Genomic DNA, 18,551 nt, shown 5'->3' with positions numbered 1-18,551 from the left:
GCTCCTCGGCGGTGCTCCAGACCGGCTCCCACACGGGGTCCCACAGCGGCGGGTCGGCATCGAAGACGCTGTACTCGACGCCCCGGGCGCCCTGCTCGACCATGCGCGCCATCTCGGCCACGCAGATCTCCGGGTGCATGGTCGGCAGCGTCGGCAAGGCGACCAGCCGATCGGGGGCCTGCCGGTTGAACTCGAGCAGGAAATCGTTGTAGGCGCGGTAGATCGCCTGGCGTAGCTCGGGATCCTTCACCTCCCACTTCCGGGTGTCCCCGTAGAAGACCCCGGCGTAGATCCCGGCCAGGTCGAAGTGCTCCAGGACCAGCTTGGGATCCGACGGCGGCAGCGAGCCGTCGGGCGTCTCGATGCCCTTGACGCCGAACGTGGTCGAGCGGAGCTTCTCGTTGCGGCTGCCGTCGGCGGATTCGCCGCGCAGCCGGCCTTCCCACTGCCACATCGAGCCGTCGGGCGTCTCGACGACCCGGGGGCCGGCCTCCCTGAGCCGCCGGGGGAGTCGATCCTGCCAGAGGTTCTTCGGCAGCCAGCGCAGGTCGATGTGGTTGTCGGCCGAGATGTAGTCATACCGCATCGTCGCGTGCACTCCTGTGGGCGGGTTGGGCGTCGGCGGGCCCCGGGGCGGGGAGCGGCGGCGCGTCCGCGTCTTTCCCGGCCGCGGGGGGGTCGGGGTCCTCGCCGGCCAGCACGTAGCAGCGCTCGGGCACGATGCCGACGAACACGGGCTCGCCCGGCGCATAGGTCGAGAAGGGCTCGCCCGACACCTCGATGAGCTGGTCCCCGAGGTCGATCTTGTACTCCACGCTCTGGCCGGCGAAAGCGGCGGCAGCCACGGTGCCGTGGAGCTCGTTGGCGGGCGGCGCCGGCGCCTCCCGCGACAGTCGCGCGTATTCGGGCCGAAAGCCGACCCGCACCCGGCATCCCTCGCTGGCCCACTCCGGCAAGGGGCTGGTGAGACGACCCCACCGGGTGTCCACCCATCCGCGCCCGTCGCCGTCGGCGCTCCGCCGGACGAGCCCCGGGATGAAATTCGTCCGGCCGAGGAAATTCGCGACGAAGGGATCGCGGGGCTCGAGATAGATGGCGCGGGGCGAACCCTCCTGGACGATCCGCCCGTCGCGCATCAGCCCGACCATGTCGGACATGGTGAGGGCCTCCAGCTGGTCGTGGGTCACGTACAGCGTGGTGATGCGCAGGCGGCGGACCAGCGCCTGGATCTGGAAGCGCATGCTCTCCCGCAGCTTGGTGTCCAGGTTCGAGAGCGGCTCGTCGAGGAGCAGGACCGTGGGCTCGCGGGCCAGGGCCCGCGCCAGCGCGACTCGCTGTTGCTGGCCGCCCGACAGGAGCGGAGCCGGGCGCGCGGCGTACGACTCGAGCCCCACCAGCTCCAGCACCCGCATGACCTTGTCCCGGACGACCCGGCTGGACAGCCCTTGCCGGCCGTGTCGCAAGGGAAAGGCGACGTTCTCGAACACGGTCATGTGGGGCCAGATCGCATAGGACTGGAACACCATCCCGATGTCGCGCCGGTGCGGCGGCACCATCCGCTTCGCGCCGCCCGAGAACACAACGGTGCCGCCGATCTCGATGCTGCCATCGGTCGGGGTCTCCAGCCCGGCGATGCACCGGAGCGTGCTGGTCTTCCCGCAGCCCGACGGCCCCAGCAGCGTGTAGAAGGCGGCCGGCGCCACCACGAAGCTGACCCCGGCCACGGCGTCGACACGCTCGCGGTCCGATCGATAGGTCAGCCGGAGGTCCTGGACTCGGAGCACCGCGTCACGGAGCGCCGGCGATCGCCGTCAGCTCCACCTCGGCCGAGTCGGCCGGCTCGGCGCCGATCACGGTCATCGTGGGCGCGTCCTTTCCGAGCCGGTCGCGGACCAGCTCGAGACAGGCGTCCTCGAAGTAGATGTCCCGCAGGAAGATGTCCAGCCGGAGCAGGTCGCCGAGGCCGAGGCTGAAGCGGGCCAGCGCCGCCTCCAGGCGCTGCAAGGCCTGCCGGGTCTGGGCGGGCTTCTCACCGGACCCTTCGGGCCGCACGCGTCCGGTGCTGGCGTCGCCGAGGCCGGAGCAGCCCGAGACGAACACGAGCTGGCCGGCCTTCACCGCCTCGGCCACGCCGGGCCGATCCTCGCGCCACGCCACCTCCTTGGTCGCACCGGGCGCCAGCGCGAGGCCGCCGATCTCGTGCTCGGCGCGGCCCCCGAGCGGGAGCCCGATCGCCGAGGTCGCGAAGGGGATCTCCCCGCCGAGCTGCTCCTGCCAGAAGCGGTGATAGGCCGGGGCCCGGTTGACGTCGCGGATACACGCGTCCAGCCGCACGAGATCGCGCGGGGCCACGCCGGCTCGATCGAGGTGGGTGGCCAGCCAGTCGGCCGCATAGCGGAGCTGGCGCTCGAAGGCCTCCGGCACTTCCTCGGGCGCGGCCTCCCGGGTGCGGGGATGCGTCAGGCCGCCGACCCCGATGACGTAGACGAAGGGCTCGGCCCGGACCACCCGGGCGGCCCGACCGGGCGTGGGCTGCGGCGCCACGGCCACCCGTTCCACGTCGGGGGTCACGCCCATGACCGTGGTCGTGATCATGTTGATGCCGGACATCCGGGCCTGGGCCCCGAAGCTGACGGCCAGGCCATGCTCGGCCTCGCCGAAGTACTCCGGCCACAGCGCCATCCGCTGCAAGCGCCAGTCCTGCCCGCTGGTGAAGTTCTGGATGCGCACCGCACAGCCGCCGCCATGGCCGGCCTGCTCCAGCCGCCGCCGGATGCGGCCGTAGGAGTTGCGGCACTGCTCGACCGCCTTCCAGGCCAGATCGGGCACGATGCGCTCGGTCTGCGGATCGCGATGGCCGTCCGATCCGGAGACGAAGAGGTACGGCCCGAACCGGACGACGGCCGGGAACCCCCGCTCGCGCTCGTCGTCGAGCAGGACCTCTTTCTTGAACGGGCGCCGATCCGGGTGGCTCGTCCCTGACGCCGGGGTCGCGGCCGTCCGGACCTCGATCCCGGTGGTGCGGGCGCGGGCCGAGGCCGGAGTCCCGGACGCGGGGGCCGCCCAGACCGCTTCCAGCTCGTCGGCCGACACCACGCGGCCGAAGCTGCGCCGGATGCTCTCGAGGGCGGCCTGGTGGGCGGTCGCCGGCGACGTGGCCGTGCAGTCGGACACGAACACGATGGCGTAGTCCTTCATGAACCCGTCGCGGGCCGTCGACTCGACACAGACGTCGGTGGTGGCGCCGGTCAGGATCAACGTCTGGACGGTCTGGGAGCGGAGAACCAGATCGAGGTCGGTGTCGATGAAGGCGCTGAAGCGGTGCTTGGTGACGACGTACTCGTGGGCGCCCGGCGTCCAGCGATCGTCGCTGACCGGCTCGAACCCGGCGTAGAAGTCGGCGCCCCAGGAGCCGGGGAAGCACTGCACGACGTTCAAACCGTGATGCCGGGTCACCCAGGACTCGGAGTTGGTCCACGGGCTGTGATGGGTCCGGACGTGGATGATCGGCAGCCCGCGCCGGCGGGCGGCGGCCAGCAGCCGGCGCAGCCGGGGCGCCATGGCCTGGATCGGCTCGACGTCGCCTCCGCGCTTGGCGACGGCGCCGTCCGGGTGGCAGAAGTCGTTCTGCATGTCGATGACGAGCAGCGCGGTCCGGCGGCCCACGAGCAGCTCCTCGAGCGTCATCGGGCGCCCTTCCTGGCTCACCGGTTCACCGGATCGGCAGGCCGACCGCGTCGGCGTACTTGCGCGTGTAGCTGGCGATCTCCTGCTCGTACTTGACCGGCACCAGCCGGGGCGTGATCTTGTGCTTCTCCAGGAACCTGGCGGGGCCGGTATTGGCGCCGGGCATCGGGTTGCCAGTGAAGCGCTCGTCGAAGATGGCCTGGCCCTCGGGCCCCATGAACCAGTACATGAAGAGCTTGCCCGCGTTCGGATGGGGCGCGTTCGGTGGCCGGGTGTAGCCCGGTCCACCGCCCGTCACGTAGACCTCCTCCAGGGGCACGTAGCCCCAGGGCGCGCCCTGGGGGACGTACCGCGGGTAGTTGGTGAGATACGAGGGCAGCAGGATCGGGAACTCACCGGCGACCAGGAGCTTGTTGGAGGCGATGTCGCCCTTGACGAAGCGCGGCGCCTGGGTCCGCAGACGCTGCAGGTAGCTGATGACCTTCTCCTCGCCGCCCCAGAAGGGGGTGGCGAACACGAACAGCTTGAGGCGGCTCTCCACCGCCAGCTGGCCCTTCCACTTGGGATCGAGGAACCCTTCCCAGGTCCGCGGCAGCTCCGACTCCTTGACCAGGTTCGGGTTGTAGGCCGCGCCGTACACGAAGTAGGTCGGGTCGTAGGTCCCCTCGTATCGCAGCTCCTTGGGCACGCCGATCGCGTCGAGCACGTCGGAATTGTCGGTGACCAGCCCGGCCTTCTTGTACTCGAAGTAGTTGCCGCTGCTGGTGACGATGACGTCGAAGGTCACGTTCCCGGCGCGCCCCTCGGCCAGGGCGCGCAGCTTCGTGTCGTCGTCGGTGCCGAGGAAGGCCTCCAGGGTCACGCCCGGGTACCTCTTCATGAAGGCCGCCGCGAGCTTCTCGACGATGTCCTTGTCCCAGGCGTCCCACCAGACGACCTTGCCCTCTTTCCTCGCGCCCTGGTACCACTGCTCGACCTGCCGGGCGACCGCCGGACCCGGCGGGGCCGCCGGGGCCGCGGACTGAGCCGAAGCCCGGTCGGATGCCCGCCAGGGCCCCAGGGCGGCACCGGCGGAGGCCATGGTCAGGAGCCGGAGGAATCGACGGCGGCTCGCGAGGTGATTCATCTGACGACTCCCTTCAGCGCGGCGTTTCCCGAGGCCTATCCGCCCGCCCACTGCCGGGCCTGGCGCTGGTCGGCGATCCGGCCGGCCAGCGTGATGAGCCCGATCGCGAGCATCAGCACGACGCCGGTGGCGGCCGCCTTCGCGATCTCGCCCCCCTGCCAGTTGTCCCACATCAGCAGCGAGACCACCCGGCTGCCGGGGGAGTAGAGCAGGAGCGGGAGGGTGACGTAGCGGATGGCCGCCATGGCGATGAAGACCCACCCCGAGATCATCGCCGGCAACAGTAACGGCACCACCACGTGCGTGAACGTCCGGCCCCAGGCCACCCCCCCGGTGAGCGCCGCCTCCTCGAGCTCCTTGTGGATCTGCATCACGGCTCCGTGCATCGTCCGGGTCCCGTAGGGGAGGAGATTGCTCACCAGGGCGATGACGATGATCCAGATGGTCCCGTAAGCGGGGATCAGTTTCAAGGGCATGGTCAGGAACATGTAGATGAACGCCAGCGCGGTGATGATGCTGGGCGAGACCTGCGGCAAGAACGCCAGGATGTCGAGCAGACGCCGCCCCCGCAGCCGGGTCTTGACCACGAACCAGGAGATCAACGCGGCCAGCACCATGGTGGCCGCGGGGACCGTGACCACCAGGATGAAGGTGTTCTTCAGCGCGGTGAGGCCCCACGGATCGACGAACACGTACCAGTACGCCTTGAGGGTGACCCGCCGCAGCATCGCCAGGGACGGCACCTGGTAGAAGGGGACCAGGCTGGCCCAGACCAGGACGAGAAACGGGGCCAGCACGACGACCCCGAAGTAGGCGGCGACGCCGAGGAAGGCGACGTGGCGGAGCCGCCCGAGCCGCAGCGTCCGGGGGCGAAAGCCCTTGCCGGTCACGGTGGCGAATCGCTCGATCCGGCGCGTCAGCCGGCCGTACCACAGCACCAGGACGACGGCGATGGTCACGAACCCCACGCCCAGCGCGCTGGCCAGGCCGTGCTCCTCGTTCTTGACCAGGAGATAGATCTTGGTCGAGAGCACGAAGACGGCGGACTGCAGCCCGAGGACGGCCGGGATCTCGAACGCATCGAGGCTCTGCGCGAAGACGTAGACCGCCGCCGCCAGGATGCCGGGCACCATCAGGCGCATCGTGATGCGCCGGACCACCGTGCGCGTCGGGGCGCCGGACATCGCGGCCGCCTCTTCCAGGGCGGGATCCATGTTGCGGAAGACCCCCACCGTGATCAGGAAGACGAGCCCGACGCTCCGCAGACCCTCGACCACGATCATGCCGCCCAGCCCGTAGGGCTGGATCGGGGCCTCGCGGAAGCCGACGCCCGCCCAGCTGGTCAGCAGCCCGTCCTGTTGCGAGAAGAGCTTGAGGAGCGCGAGGTTGAACAGGCCGATCCGCGGGCTCACCAGGAGCACCCAGGCGATGGCGTAGAGCATGCCCGGCATGGCGAGGGTCGAGGTGATCGCCACGTAGGCCAGGGTCTTCAGCGGCATGTCGGTCCGCTCGACCAGGAAGGCGAACGACGCGCCGAACAGCACTGCCACCGCGGTCGCGCCCAGCGCGAAGACGACGGTGTTGGCGAGGGTCGTGTAGGTCGTCGGGCTGGACCAGGCCGTCACGTAGTTGAGGAGCGAGATCCCCAGATCCGGCTGGGCGATCGGCCCCAGGTTCAGGGTGGTCAGGAGCAGCATGACCATCGGCGCGAGGACCAGGCCGATCGTCACCGCGAAGACGGCCAGGTAGCAGAGGGTCTGGCCGCTCACCGGCCACCGGTCGCGGCGGTCCCCGACCGCGGTCCAATCGGAGGTAGTGGCGACCGGGCTCACGGCGTCGCCGGGGAGGCGAGGAAGACGGACCACATGACGAGGCGCACTTGCCCGGTCGGCCGCGACGGGACTACTGGGCCGGCGAGAACGCCGCCGGCACCAGGATCTTGTTGGCCTGGGTCAGCATCGTGTCGCCGCCGCCCGGAGCCGGCCACACGCCGGTTTCCCTCGCCTTGTTCCGGATCGCGGCTCGCTCGTCCAGGCTCCGGTAGGGCCAGATGTGAATGAAGCGATTCGCCTCGCCGATCTCGACGTGCCCGGCCAGCGCGAGCGGGGAGAGCTTCGTGCGCTCCCCGATCCGGGAGGCCCATCGCTCGATGAGTCCGGGCAGCGCGCCCGCCTTGATCGTGTAGTAGCGGAGCTCGTAGAACGGCCCGTGCCGGCCGGGGGTCAGCGCGGGGGAAAACGGAAACGGGACCAGGATCTCGGACTGCATGTTGAGGATGAACTCCTGGGTCTTGGGCGGCCAGTTGGGATCCTTGGCCGCCGCGGCGCGGATGCGGGCGCGCTCCTCCAGGCTGTCGTACGGCCAGACGTGGACGATCTCGTTCAGCGGCCCGATCTCGGTGTGCCAGAACGCGGCCAGCTCGGAGTACTTCTTCCGGTGCTCGTACGCCTCGGCGTAGCGCTTCTCGACCTCGGAGACGCTGCCGGCCTTCAGGCGGTACGTCCGGATCTCGTAGATCATCGGGGCTCCTTCCTCAGACCGTGGCCGATAGCCCGCCGTCGAAGTTGATCGCGGTGCCGGTGATGTAGCCGGCACGTTCGGACGCCAGGAAGGCGACCAGGTCGGCGAACTCGTGGGCTTCGCCGACCCGGCCGAGCGGGATGCGCCGGGTCCGCGCCACCTCCTGATAGTAGGCGGCGCGGTCCCCGGTGACCCGGCGCTCCCACTGGCCACTCTTCACCACCCCCAGGCAGATCGTGTTCACCAGGATCCCGTCGGCGGCGTACTCGTTGGCCAGGGCCTTGGTGAGATTGATCCCCGCCGCGCGGGTCACGGTGGTCGGCAGGGCCCGCACCCCGGGCGCCTTGCCCCCGACGGTCGTGACGTTGATGATGCGGCCGCCGCCGCGCCGCTTCATGTGGGGGATCACCAGGCGGCAGAAGCGGATGGCGGCCATGACCTTGAGGTCGATGTCGGCCTGCCAGGCCCGATCGTCGACCGCCTCGAACGCGGCGGCCGCCGACGTCCCCGCGTTGTTGACGAGGATGTCCACGCCGCCGAAGCGGGCCACGGTGGCGTCGAGGAAGGCCTGGATCTGGTCGGCGTGGGTGACGTCGGTGGCCTGGGCCAGGACGTCCGCCCCGGTCGCGTCACGGATCTCGGCGGCGGCGCGCTCCAGCACGTCCTTGCGCCGCGCGCAGATGGCCACGTGTGCGCCCGAGCGGGCGAACCGCTCGGCGCAGGCGCGCCCGAGCCCGTCGCTGCCGCCGGTGACGATCGAGACCTTGCCCTTGAGCCCGAGCTCGAGCGTGTCGCTCATCTGTGGCATGGGGTCCTCCTCGAGGCGGCCGCCGCTCCCGCGAGTGCCGGCTTCCCGCCAGGTTACCCGAGCCCGCCCCGCCGCGCCAGCGCGCGACGGCCGGGGCGCTCGAGCACCGCCACGATCTGAAGGAAGGGCGGGCGTTCCTCGAGCACGCGTGCATCGACACGACGCAGATCTACACGAAGATTCGGCCGCAGGTCAAGCGCGCCGTCGCGTTCTACGAGGCGCAAGCGCCGCAGATGCTCCGCACGTAAAACTCGAGAAGGCGCGTTTTCCCGGGTTCGAGGACATTTCGAAATGGACTAAAACCCGGAGGCAAAAGCTCAACGAAATTCGAGTGGTGGCTCCAACGGGATTCGGACCCGTGTTCACGTCCGCCACACGCTTTTTCTCAGTCGAATCCGCAACTTCCGCACTGTTTAGTCAACGCGGTGGACTCGGGGATTGAAACGCGGCGGGGGTCCGCAGCAAGTCCCGTATGTGGGGGCTTCGAAGGTCACGCGGCCGTGAAGGCCCTAGACCGGCCGCTGACGGCCCGACGACCGGCACCGCCGTCGCGCTGGCCATCGCGGCTGGCGGGGCCATTAAGGCAACCAAGACCTCCCCGCTGCTGAACGGCTCCCAGTGGGTAGCGCGCTGCAAGAGGCGCCTGCGGTTAGCACCCAGTAAGATTACTCGTGCGGTGCCAGCCGACCGCGTCCTCGAACATCGCCGGCAGCTCGACCTCGACGACCCGCGGGCCGAGCCGGGCGACCAGCCGGCCGAACGCGGCCCTGGTGTCATCGGCCGCCTGCTCCCACACCGGGGTCTTCACGAACGCGAACCGGGGCGCGCCGCGCGGCTCGGTGGCGAGCGCCTCGAGCAGGCCGGGGCGCCCGCGCGGCCGCGACGCCGGTCACGGTCGTCGAACCCCGCGAGCTGCTCCGCCAGCAGCGCGGCGTCCTCGACCGACCGGGCGAAGACCCCGATCTGGTCGAGCGGCGGCGACTGCCGCGGGATGCCGTGACGGGGGATAGCCCGTGGGTCGGCTTGTAGCCGTAGACACAACAGTAGGCCGGCCGGATCAGCGAGCCGTTGGTCTGGGTCCCGATCGCCAGGGGAACCATGCGCGCGGAGACCGCGGCGGCCGACCACGGTCGGATCGACGCCGCGCCGCCAGTCGCCAGGGACAAACGCGACGTCGAGCTCGAGCCGGCGCTAGGACAGGCGTCCTCGGGCGACTGGCGGCAGGGTCGGTCATGAGCGCTGTGGGATCCGGGTCGGGTCGGCCCGATCCGCGGCGGAGGCCGGCCCCCGTCAGGGGCGGCTCGAGCCGGGTCGGCCCCCCGGCCGCTTCAGCAGATGGACGCGGCGGGGAATCTCGATCGCGACCCGCCCGGCTTCCCGGAAGTGCCGGGCGTCGCGCGGGTTGTACTGGTCGATGATCATGGTCCGGCCGCCGACCGACACGGTGCACTTCGCCAGCGACCCCGCGTACATGTACGTCTCGAGCGTGCCGCAGAGGACGTTCCGCTTCGCGCCGGCGCAGTCCAGGGAGAGCGTGACGCCCTCCGGCCGGACGACCATCAGGACGTCGTCGCCCTCGTCGATCCCCGGCTGATCGAGCAGGACCTCGATCTCGCCGTGGGCGGTGTCGACCACGGCGAGGCGGCTCGCCGCGTCGATCGAGGTGATCCGCCCATCCACGAGGTTGACGTAGCCCACGAATCCCGCGATGAACTCGTTGGCCGGCCGCTCGTAGACCTCGATGGGGCTGCCGACCTGCTCGATTAGGCCGTCCCGCATGACGACGATCCGGTCGGAGATGGCCATCGCCTCGAACTGGTCGTGCGTCACGAAGACCGTCGTGATCCGCAGCCGCTGCTGGAGCTTCCGGATCTCCTCCCGCATGATGAGCCGCAGGTTCGCGTCGAGGTTGGAGAGGGGCTCGTCCAGGAGCAGCACCTTGGGCTCGACGCTGAGCGCCCGGGCGAGCGCGACCCGCTGCTGCTGGCCCCCGGAGAGCCGGTCGATCATCCGGTCGCCGTAGGCCCCCAGCTCCACCAACTCGAGGAGCTCCTGCACCCGGGCCGCGATCTGCCGCCGGGGCCACTTGCGGATCCGCAGGCCGTAGCCGACGTTCTCCGCCACCGTCATGTGGGGGAACAGCGCGTAATTCTGGAAGCAGATGCGGGTGTCCCGGAGGTTCGGGGGCAGGCCGTTGATCCGCTGGCCGTCCAGGACGATGTCTCCGGAGGTGACGTCGATGAAGCCGCCGATCAGGCGCAGGAGGGTGGTCTTGCCGCACCCGCTGGGTCCGACGAAGGTGACCAGCTCGCCCTTGTTCACCTCGAGGGAGACGCCCCGGATGACCTCGTGGCGGCCATACGACTTGCGGACGTCCCGCAGGACCAGCATCGGCCGCTCGCCGCCGGCGTCGTCAGCCATGGCCCGCCCGCCCTGTCCCGCTCATGCCGCCGTCCGGGCCAGGCCGCCGCCCAGGCGGGTCCTCCGGGCGACGTAGCTCAGGAGCGCCATACAGACCGCGACCGTCAGGACCAGCTTCATCGTGGTCGCCGAGGCGATGCCGATCTCCCCGTAGACGGCGGCGTCGAAGATCCGGACCGCCGCCAGCTCGAAGCCCGGGCTCACCAGGAAGACGACCGCGCTCAGGGAGACGACGGCGGTCATGAAGGTGTAGATGAAGCCCGCGACGAAGGCCGGAAACATGATCGGCAGGACGATCCGGCGGAAGGTGGTCAGCGAGCCGGCGCCGAGGTCCGCGGAGGCCTCCTCGAGCTCGATGTGGATCTGGTGCAGCTTGCTGATCCCCGCCTCCACGCCGACGGCGAGGAACCGGAAGACGCAGTTCAGGGCGATGATCATGATCCCGCCGGTGAGCCGCAGCGGGGGCGCGCTGAAGGCCAGGAGGTAGCCGATCCCCAGCACCGTCCCCGGCAGGGCGAACCCGGACAGTGACAGCATCTCCATGAAGGAGCGACCGACGAACCGCCCGCGCACGATGACGTAGGCGAGCAGGACGCCGACGAACGCGCCGATGAGGGCCGCCACGAGGCTCACGCGGATGCTGTTGTAGATGGCCTGGTTCGATGTGAAGTCGAGATAGTTGGCGAGCGTGGGCCGGGTGGTCACCCCGAGGATCTTGTAGAAGGACGCGACGCCGACGACCGCGAAGCAGACGAAGATCGCCCCGGTCGCCGCCGTGGTGACCAGCACGAAGAGCCCCTTGATCAGGGGCGTCATCCGCCGCGGCTCCGCGGCCACGGGCTTCCCCCCGATCGTCGTGAACTTCCTCCCCTCGAGCAGGCGGCCGTGCACCACGAAGGCCACGAGGCACGGGACGATCAGCACCACCGACAGGACGCTCCCCATGTTGAAGTCGGACTCCCCGGTGATCGCCGTGTACGTGTCGGGCGCCAGGAAGGGGGTCCGGCCGCCGAGGATCGCGGCGTTGCCGAACTCCGCGATCGTCATCACGAAGATCAGGAGCGCCGCCTTGAGCAGCCCCGGCGTCAGGAGCGGGATCGTGATCGTCCGGAGGATCGTCGCCTCGGTGGCCCCCATGTCGTACGCGCTCTCCTCGAGGTTCGGGTCGAGCGACATCATGGTGCTCTCGATCATCATGTAGGCCAGCGGCGTGAAGGCCAGCGCCTGGGAGATGACGACCCCGCCGAACCCGTAGAGCTGCCACGAGAGGTCGAGGGCGCGGGTGATCAGGCCGTTGCGGCCGAGGAGGATGATGAGCGACAGTGCGAACAGGTACGGCGGGGCGATCAGCGGTATCAGCGAGATGGTCCGGATCGGCCTCCGGAGGATCCAGGGTCCGCGCGTCGTCATGTAGGCGAGACAGAAGCCCACGGCCAGGCAGACCGCCGTGTTGATCACCCCGAGCAGGAGCGTGTTGTACAGCGACTGGTAGTAGTAGCCCTTGCCGAAGAAGGCCCGGTAGTACTGCAGGGTGAATCCGGACGGCCCCCGCACGGACTGGACGAGGACCGCCGCCAGGGGGTAGAGGAGAAAGAAGGCCAGCAGCAGGAAGAGAAAGGCCGCCAGGATGTTGATCAGGTGCCGGTTGACGAAGCCCGTCACCCCGCGGCGGCCGCCCGCGGCGGGCCGGAACGCTCCGCGGTCGCCGTCTCCCGCGGCCCGGCCGCCCGGCGGATGGGTCCCGTCGGCACGCGCGGGGCGGTCCGGCCGGGTCCCGCCCGGGCGCGCCGGCGCCCCGGCCCCGCCTCCCTGGCTCTCGCCCCGCGGCGGCGACACGATGCCCTGATGCGCGTCAGCGCGAGCCGCGCCGCCCGAGACCCGTCACCATCCGACCGGCCGACGCCCGACTACCTGAAGTCGCTCCGCAGCTTGGACTTCCAGATGTCGTTGTTCTTCGGCCGGTCCTCGGCGGCCTTGGCCAGGTCGATCTTGATGTAGCGCGGCGGCGTGCTCCCGTAAAGGGCGTTGGGCGCCGGGCGCGGGGTGATGTAGCCGACTCCCGCCAGGAGCGTGCTGAACTCGGGCGTGCCCAGGGCGTCGATGATCTTCTTCGTGGCCTCGAGCTTCGTCGTCCCCTTCAGGATCAGGGCGAACGTCCCGTCGTAGCCGGTCCCCTCCTCGGGAATCGACCAGAGCAGCGGGTAGCCGTCGTCGAGGCGCTTCTTCACGTTCTCGTCCGAGGTGAGGCCCAGCATGAACTCGCCGCGGCCGACGAGGTCGGTCGGGGCGTTCCCGCTGCGCGTGTAGTGGTGGATGTTCTTGTCGAGCGCCTCGATGAACTTCCACCCCTCCGCGTCCCCGTAGAGCGCCAGGAACGAGTAGCGCATCATGTTGGCGGTGCCGGAGCTGAATGGCGAGGGCATGACGATCTCGCCCTTCCACTTCGGATCGAGGAGGTCCTTCCAGCTCTTGGGCATGGCGAAGCCGGCCTTGGCCAGCCGGTCCTTGTTGCCCACGAGGACGAAAGAGAAGTTGGCGATGTTGTACCACGCGCCCTGCGGGTCTATGAAGACGTCCGAGACCCCCTTCCAGGCGGGCGAGACGTAGGGGATCGACCAGCCGTTCTTCCTGGCCATGAAGGCGAGCGGCGACCCGCAGCCGATGATCATGTCCGCGTTGAAGTTGGGGGCTTCGGCCTTCACCCGCGCCTCGATCTCGCCGAACGACTGGAAGGTCTGCTTGACGGTGATGCCCGTCTTGTCCTTGATGAAGTTGACGATCTGGACGTTGTTCTCCGGCGAGGTGCCCATGTAGGCGGCGACTTCCTGCGCCGGGGCGCGGCCGGCCAGCGCCACCGTGAGGATCGCCGCGCCGACGACTGCGATGAGCTTGCGTGCCATGGTTCTCCTCCCGCTAGGGTTGTCTCATGCGCGCTCGACCTCCGCCAGGCACCGGTCCACGACGGACAGGGCGCGCTCCAGCTCCTCGGCGGTAATCATCAGCGGCGGAGCCAGCGTGAGCACGTTGCCGGCCGTCACCTTGAAGCTGAGCCCGAGCTCGAGGGCGCGGTACATCACCGCCTCCGCCTCGGCCGGGGCGGGCTCCTGCGTCTCCCGGTCGCGGACCAGCTCCACGCCGAGCAGGAGGCCCAGCCCCCGGACGTCCCCCACCAGCCGGTGGCGGGCCGCCAGCCCCCGCAGGCGGGCGAGGGCCCACTCCCCGAGCGTGCGGGCCCGCTCGACCAGTCCCTCGCGCTCGATGTACTCGATGGTGGCCAGGGCCGCGGCGGCCGTGACCGGGTTCTTCTCGTGAGTGTAGTGCCCGAGGGCGCGGTCGGCCATCACGTCGAGCTCCGGGCGCGTCACGATCGCGGCGAGGGGCAGGATGCCCCCGCCCAGGCCCTTGCCGAGCACCAGGATGTCGGGGACGACGCCGAAGTGCTCGGTCACGAACATCCGCCCGGTCCGCCCCAGGCACTGGGGGATCTCGTCGAAGACGAGGAGGGCGCCGTGGCGGTCGCAGGCCGCGCGGACCGTGCGCCAGTAGTCCGGGTGCGGGATCGAGGGTGTGCTGCGGACCGGCTCCGCCACGACGGCGCCGATGTCGCCCTCGCGGTCGAGCACGTACTCGACGGCGCGCGCGCAGCGGAGGTCGCAGCGCCCCCCGCAGCCCCAGAGGCATCGGTAGGGGTCGGGGGGCGGCACGTGCTCCGCCCCGGGCAGGAGCGGGCCCGTGTCGCGGCGGAACATCCGCTCGCCCCCCACGCTGCTGCCCTCGAGCGTGGCCCCGTGGAAGGAGTCCCACATGGAGAGGGTCTTGTGGCGGCCCGTGGCCACCCGCGCGAGTCGGAGCGCCATGCCGATCGCGACCGCCCCGCTCGGGCAGAGGAGGGACTTCCCGAGGTCCCCGGGCGTGGTCTCGGCGAGCTTCCGCGCCAGGGCGATGGCGACCCGGTTCGTGTAGCGACGGGTGCAGAAGGACAGCTCGTCCAGCTGCGCCTTGATGGCCCCGATCACCGCCGGGTTGGCGAAGCCGACCTGGTGGACGCCGTTGCCGTGGAAGTCCATGTACCGGCGCCCCTCGAGGTCCTCCACGTAGACGCCCTCGCAGCGGGCCATCACGTTGAGGCAGGGCGTGGAGAGGGCCTGCCGGAGGAAGTAGCGCTCGTCCTCCGCGAGCCAGCGGCGCGTCTCCGGGGCGAGCCGCCGCGTCCACTCGAGCCGGCGCGACGTCTGGTTGACGTCGCCCTCGAAGCTCTCGGCACCGGCCGCCGTGAGCATTTCTCGCGCGCCGTCGCCGCCGCCGCCCGGCGAGCGGGCCGGCGGCGCGCCGCGGCGGCCCGGCGGTCCCGGTCCCAGATCGGGCCGGTCAGCCACGACAGTCCTCGCGCAGCGTGGCCCTTGCCGCCTCGAGCAGCGCCTCGATCTCGCGCTCGGTGTGGGCCAGCGACAGGTAGAGCTTGGTGGACATGGGGTTGAGGAAGATGCCCCGGCGGAACAGGCCCAGCAGGAAGGTCCGGGCGCGCTCGCGGTCCGCGCCGAAGGCCGACCGGTAGTCCACGACCTCCCCCGCGGTGAAGACCACCGCGGCGAGCGGGCCGTCGCCCTGCACGTGGGCCGTCACACCCTCCTCCCGGAGCACCGTCCGGAGGCCCGAGCGGAGCGCCTCGCCCAGGGCGAAGAGCCGCGCGTAGGCTCCCGGCTTCCGGAGCTCCGAGAGCGCGGCGCACCCCGCCGCCGCGGAGACGGGATTCCCCCCCAGGCTCGAGGCGAACCAGACGTAGCCCTCCTCGCCGAGACGGTCCTCGCGGGTCAGGTCCAGCACCTCCGCGCGCCCGGCCACCGCGCCCAGCGGGTAGCCGCCGCCGAGGGCCTTGCCGAGGGCGCACAGGTCGGGCTGGACGCCATAGTAGGCCTGGGCGCCGCCGTAGGCCAGCCGGAACCCGGTCACCGTCTCGTCGAAGATGAGGAGGGCGCCCATCTCGGACGTGAGCCGCCGGAGCCCCTGGAGGAAGCCCGGCCGCGGCGGGGTGCAGCGGTGGAGCGGCTCCACCATGATCCCGGCCAGCTCGTCCCGGTGGGCGGCGGCGATGGCCTCGGTCGTCGCGAGGTCGTTGAAGGGCGCGACGAGCACGTCCGCCACCGCGCTCGTGGGTAGCCCGGCCGACGTGGGCTCGCCGCGCGGGAACGCGTAGAGGCGCTGGGGGAACAGGCTCACGGTGCCGATCTCGTTGGCGCCGTGGTAGGCGCCCTCGAACTTGAGCAGCCGGGGCCGGCCCGTGTGGGCCCGGGCGAGCCGGGCCGCGTAGGCCGTCGCCTCGGTGCCCGAGGCGCAGAACCGCAGGCGCTCGACGCAGGGGACCGCGCGCCGGAGCTCCTCGGCGAGCTCGAGGGCCGGCGCGCTCACGTAGGCGAAGTTCGAGCCCAGGCCGGCCTGGCGGCGGACCGCGTCGACGACGGCAGGGTGGGCGTGGCCGAGCAGCACCGAGCCCCAGCCCATCGTGAAGTCGACGAAGCGCCGGCCGGCGCCGTCCCACACCGTGGCGCCCTCGCCCTTCGCGAGCACCACCGCCATGTCCTCGGGCAGGTTGTACTCGCCGAGCGAGGCCCCAGGGAACACGACCGCGGAGCGCTGGGCCAGCTCCGACGGGAGGTCCGCCACCGCGGGTGCGCCGGGCTCGGGCAGAGGCATCATCCTGCGCCTCAGGGGCGCTCGCCGCGGGCCATCCGCGCCTCGATGTCGGCCAGACACGGCATGACCTCGGCGAGGCTGTCGACGACGTAGTGGGCGCCCGCCTGGAGGAGCTGCGTGCAGGCGCGCTGGCGCCGGCGATCGCGGTCCTCGGGGTCCAGGGCCTCGACCTCCTTCAGCGGCAGGCCGATCTCGTTCCCGCTCATCGCGAGGCCGACCGTCCACATCCCGGCGTGGGCGCGCGCGCCTCCTCCATGGTGATGGGCACGCCCTGGCGCTTGTAGACCTCGACGAAGACCACCGCCGGCGCCATGCAGCCGTAGTCCATGGTCGTGCCGGCCCAGTCCAGGATGACCCCCTGGATCCGTCCCCGGTACCGTCGCTGATAGCTGAAGGTCATGGGTGTCCCGCGTGGCGGTGGATGGGTCACGGCGCTCGGCCGCCCCGCGGAGCCCGGCGCGCGGAAACTATAGCACGTCAGAGTGGGCGGCGGGGGTTGCCTCAGAGCGCGGCCACGAAGGCGTCGAGGCGACCCGCGTCGGCAGCGAGATCGAGGAAGGTCCAGCGGCTCCGGATCTCGCGGGCGTGGAGCACGGCCTCCCGGAAGAACGCGCGGCGCCAGCCGAGAGCCTCGGACGTCACGGGCGCGCCGGCCCGGGCGAGTGCCGCCCGCAGCTCCGCAGCGGTCCGCGTGACGGACAGGAGTCGGCCTCGGATCTTCCCCCAATCCTCGGCGAGACGCCGCGTGAGGGCTTCGGCGGCCCCCACGTCGAGTCGCTTTCGGGCTAGCTCACGCCAGCACGCCGGGCCTAGGACGGGGCCGAAGTGTCGGACCAGCGCCGATTCGTCCGCACGGGTCGGGCCGATCCGCGGCGGGGGCCCACCGAGGATCTCCTCCTGGAGCGCGGCCATGACGAGCGTAGCCACGCCGACCTGCTCGCCGTGGAACGAGGGCGGCCAGTCGGGAGCCCCGAGCATGTCCGCGTAGTGGCTGACCAGGTGTTCCCCCTGGCTCGCCGGGTAGCTGCCCCCACAGATCGCCATGCCGAAGCCGGACAGGACCAGCGTCCGCGCGAGCCGCGCCACGGCGGCGCGGTCCCCTCGCACCAGGGCGTCCGATCCGGCCAGGAGCTCGGGCTCGTCCTCCGCCAGGAGCGCGAACGGCGCCTCGCGGTATGGCTCGCCGCGCAGGAGGTGGGCCAGCAGCCAGTCGGCCTGCGCCGTCGGCCGGCAGAGGCTGTCGCCGAGACCCGCGCGGATGAGCCGGACCGGCGCCGCCGCCAGGACCTCGAGGTCCAGAAAGACGCCGGCCGGCGCCACCGCGGGCAGCGACTTCTTGTGGCCGTCGACGGTGATCGCGGCGCTCGGCGACGTGTAGCCGTTCATGGAAGGCGCCGTGCCGAAGGCCACGCACGGCTTTCCGGCCCGGGCCGCGGCGTACTTCACGAGATCGGTGATCGTGCCCGAGCCCACGGCGACCACTGCATCGACGCTCGCGGTCTCCCGCGCGACGAAGGCCGCGGTCGCCTCGTCGGCGTGGGGCCGGCCAGGCAGGACCAGGCTCGTCACGGAGCCGATCGCGCCGAGCGCCCGCTCCACGCGGGCGCCCAGCACCTCGTGGGTTGTCCGGTCGCTCACGACGCCGAAGGTCTGGCCCAGGCCGAGGCGCCCGACGAGCTCGGCCTCGTCGCCCGCCAGGCTGTCGGCGATGACGACCCCACGCGTCGGGACTCGGAGGACGCCGCCGCCGTCCGGATCCTCGTAGCGGCCTTCGACAAGGCGCGTGATCGTCTCGCCGCTCATCGTGACCCGGCCGTACTCGGCGCCGCCTCCACCGCCGGCGTCACTCCCGGGACGCGTCGAGGACCGCCAGGAGCTGAGAATGAAGCAGCCCCTTGCGCGGCGCGAAGGAGCCGTCGAAGGCCGCCGAGCCGATGGTGAAGGCGTCGGCGCCGGCCTCGCGGAGGGCGCGGATGCGGGACGGGCTGTTGACGCTCCCGGCCACGATGAGCTGCCCGGGCGTCGCCTTGCGGGCCGCCCGGACGAGGGCGAGCGGATCGGCCTCCGTTGCCCGGTACGCGAGCAGGTCCACGCCGGCGCAACCCAGCCGGGCGAACCGGCGGCAGTCGGCCGCCACCGTCTCCGGCGTGCCCCCGAGGCGGGTCGGGTGCCCTTCCGGACGGCCGGGAAAGGGATAGTAGGCAACCCGGCTGCCGGCGAGGATGTCGAGGATCGGCTCGACGTCGGTGCCGCCGAGGAGCCGAGCCACGCCGATCTCGATCGCGACCCGCGCCGAGC

At 71.2% G+C, this 18,551-nt stretch carries 19 protein-coding genes; 1 reads left to right on the top strand and 18 read right to left on the bottom strand.

The features are described 5' to 3' along the window. The 7 genes from VGW35_19655 to VGW35_19625 form a co-directional block, all read right to left on the bottom strand. On the bottom strand, positions 1–586 hold a 586-nt coding region (locus VGW35_19655; GenBank protein ID HEV8309885.1), incomplete at its 3' end, for an amidohydrolase family protein. Continuing rightward, a complete protein-coding gene (locus VGW35_19650; GenBank protein HEV8309884.1) occupies positions 576–1,784 on the bottom strand; it encodes an ABC transporter ATP-binding protein in 1,209 nt (402 codons plus the stop codon). The genes VGW35_19650 and VGW35_19655, both read right to left, overlap by 11 nt. Before the next feature lie 4 nt (positions 1,785–1,788). Next, positions 1,789–3,687, bottom strand: a complete 1,899-nt coding sequence (locus tag VGW35_19645; GenBank protein HEV8309883.1) for an isochorismatase family protein — start codon at positions 3,685–3,687, stop codon at positions 1,789–1,791. A gap of 25 nt (positions 3,688–3,712) precedes the next feature. Beyond that, positions 3,713–4,813, bottom strand: coding sequence for an extracellular solute-binding protein (locus VGW35_19640; protein HEV8309882.1), 1,101 nt, complete (start codon positions 4,811–4,813; stop codon positions 3,713–3,715). A gap of 35 nt (positions 4,814–4,848) precedes the next feature. Beyond that, positions 4,849–6,582, bottom strand: coding sequence for an iron ABC transporter permease (locus tag VGW35_19635; GenBank protein ID HEV8309881.1), 1,734 nt, complete (start codon positions 6,580–6,582; stop codon positions 4,849–4,851). A 133-nt stretch (positions 6,583–6,715) separates the two neighbouring features. Further along, positions 6,716–7,333 carry an NIPSNAP family protein gene (locus VGW35_19630; GenBank protein ID HEV8309880.1) on the bottom strand — a complete coding sequence of 206 codons (618 nt, stop codon included), beginning with the start codon at positions 7,331–7,333 and terminating at the stop codon, positions 6,716–6,718. Between the two features lie 13 nt (positions 7,334–7,346). Further along, on the bottom strand, positions 7,347–8,141 hold the full coding sequence (locus VGW35_19625) for an SDR family oxidoreductase (GenBank protein ID HEV8309879.1): 795 nt from the start codon (positions 8,139–8,141) through the stop codon (positions 7,347–7,349). Between VGW35_19625 and VGW35_19620 the strand changes: the two genes are divergently transcribed. Next, positions 8,135–8,389 carry a hypothetical protein gene (locus VGW35_19620; protein ID HEV8309878.1) on the top strand — a complete coding sequence of 85 codons (255 nt, stop codon included), beginning with the start codon at positions 8,135–8,137 and terminating at the stop codon, positions 8,387–8,389. The genes VGW35_19625 and VGW35_19620 overlap by 7 nt on opposite strands. Positions 8,390–8,790: 401 nt before the next feature. Here VGW35_19620 and VGW35_19615 read toward each other — a convergent pair whose 3' ends face one another. The 11 genes from VGW35_19615 to VGW35_19565 all read right to left on the bottom strand — a co-directional run. Further along, positions 8,791–8,949 (bottom strand): hypothetical protein, encoded by a 159-nt coding sequence (locus VGW35_19615; GenBank protein ID HEV8309877.1) that lies wholly within the window; start codon positions 8,947–8,949, stop codon positions 8,791–8,793. After that, the gene (locus VGW35_19610) at positions 8,915–9,241 is read right to left on the bottom strand and encodes a hypothetical protein (GenBank protein HEV8309876.1); all 327 of its coding nucleotides are present in this window, start codon (positions 9,239–9,241) and stop codon (positions 8,915–8,917) included. Before VGW35_19610 ends, VGW35_19615 begins: the two co-directional genes overlap by 35 nt. Before the next feature lie 190 nt (positions 9,242–9,431). Further along, positions 9,432–10,562 carry an ABC transporter ATP-binding protein gene (locus tag VGW35_19605; GenBank protein ID HEV8309875.1) on the bottom strand — a complete coding sequence of 377 codons (1,131 nt, stop codon included), beginning with the start codon at positions 10,560–10,562 and terminating at the stop codon, positions 9,432–9,434. A gap of 21 nt (positions 10,563–10,583) precedes the next feature. Further along, positions 10,584–12,224, bottom strand: a complete 1,641-nt coding sequence (locus tag VGW35_19600; GenBank protein ID HEV8309874.1) for an iron ABC transporter permease — start codon at positions 12,222–12,224, stop codon at positions 10,584–10,586. Between the two features lie 245 nt (positions 12,225–12,469). Then, on the bottom strand, positions 12,470–13,462 hold the full coding sequence (locus VGW35_19595) for an extracellular solute-binding protein (GenBank protein HEV8309873.1): 993 nt from the start codon (positions 13,460–13,462) through the stop codon (positions 12,470–12,472). Positions 13,463–13,486: 24 nt separating this feature from the next. Further along, positions 13,487–14,938, bottom strand: coding sequence for an aspartate aminotransferase family protein (locus tag VGW35_19590; protein ID HEV8309872.1), 1,452 nt, complete (start codon positions 14,936–14,938; stop codon positions 13,487–13,489). Beyond that, on the bottom strand, positions 14,931–16,256 hold the full coding sequence (locus VGW35_19585; protein HEV8309871.1) for an aspartate aminotransferase family protein: 1,326 nt from the start codon (positions 16,254–16,256) through the stop codon (positions 14,931–14,933). Before VGW35_19585 ends, VGW35_19590 begins: the two co-directional genes overlap by 8 nt. 8 nt (positions 16,257–16,264) lie before the next feature. Continuing rightward, the gene (locus VGW35_19580; GenBank protein HEV8309870.1) at positions 16,265–16,459 is read right to left on the bottom strand and encodes a hypothetical protein; all 195 of its coding nucleotides are present in this window, start codon (positions 16,457–16,459) and stop codon (positions 16,265–16,267) included. Continuing rightward, entirely contained in the window at positions 16,456–16,653 is a 198-nt protein-coding gene (locus VGW35_19575; GenBank protein HEV8309869.1) for a hypothetical protein, read from the bottom strand. The genes VGW35_19580 and VGW35_19575 overlap by 4 nt, the downstream gene beginning before the upstream one ends. Positions 16,654–16,754: 101 nt before the next feature. After that, a complete protein-coding gene (locus VGW35_19570; protein HEV8309868.1) occupies positions 16,755–18,056 on the bottom strand; it encodes an iron-containing alcohol dehydrogenase in 1,302 nt (433 codons plus the stop codon). 40 nt (positions 18,057–18,096) lie between these two features. After that, a partial coding sequence (locus VGW35_19565; GenBank protein ID HEV8309867.1) for a hypothetical protein occupies positions 18,097–18,551 on the bottom strand: 455 nt, incomplete at its 5' end.

It is taken from the genome of Candidatus Methylomirabilota bacterium (assembly GCA_036005065.1).
Lineage (GTDB): Bacteria > Methylomirabilota > Methylomirabilia > Rokubacteriales > DASRDR01 > DASYQW01.
This window is presented reverse-complemented; position numbering and strand designations above follow the sequence as displayed.

What these genes read in the sequence shown, in the direction of transcription:
- VGW35_19645 (HEV8309883.1), bottom strand. Translation starts at nt 3,687, where the DNA reads ATGACGCTCGAGGAGCTGCTCGTGGGCCGCCGGACCGCGCTGCTCGTC.
- VGW35_19640 (HEV8309882.1), bottom strand. Translation starts at nt 4,813, where the DNA reads ATGAATCACCTCGCGAGCCGCCGTCGATTCCTCCGGCTCCTGACCATG.
- VGW35_19630 (HEV8309880.1), bottom strand. Translation starts at nt 7,333, where the DNA reads ATGATCTACGAGATCCGGACGTACCGCCTGAAGGCCGGCAGCGTCTCC.
- VGW35_19625 (HEV8309879.1), bottom strand. Translation starts at nt 8,141, where the DNA reads ATGCCACAGATGAGCGACACGCTCGAGCTCGGGCTCAAGGGCAAGGTC.
- VGW35_19610 (HEV8309876.1), bottom strand. Translation starts at nt 9,241, where the DNA reads ATGGTTCCCCTGGCGATCGGGACCCAGACCAACGGCTCGCTGATCCGG.
- VGW35_19605 (HEV8309875.1), bottom strand. Translation starts at nt 10,562, where the DNA reads ATGGCTGACGACGCCGGCGGCGAGCGGCCGATGCTGGTCCTGCGGGAC.
- VGW35_19595 (HEV8309873.1), bottom strand. Translation starts at nt 13,462, where the DNA reads ATGGCACGCAAGCTCATCGCAGTCGTCGGCGCGGCGATCCTCACGGTG.
- VGW35_19585 (HEV8309871.1), bottom strand. Translation starts at nt 16,256, where the DNA reads ATGATGCCTCTGCCCGAGCCCGGCGCACCCGCGGTGGCGGACCTCCCG.
- VGW35_19580 (HEV8309870.1), bottom strand. Translation starts at nt 16,459, where the DNA reads ATGAGCGGGAACGAGATCGGCCTGCCGCTGAAGGAGGTCGAGGCCCTG.
- VGW35_19575 (HEV8309869.1), bottom strand. Translation starts at nt 16,653, where the DNA reads ATGACCTTCAGCTATCAGCGACGGTACCGGGGACGGATCCAGGGGGTC.
- VGW35_19570 (HEV8309868.1), bottom strand. Translation starts at nt 18,056, where the DNA reads ATGAGCGGCGAGACGATCACGCGCCTTGTCGAAGGCCGCTACGAGGAT.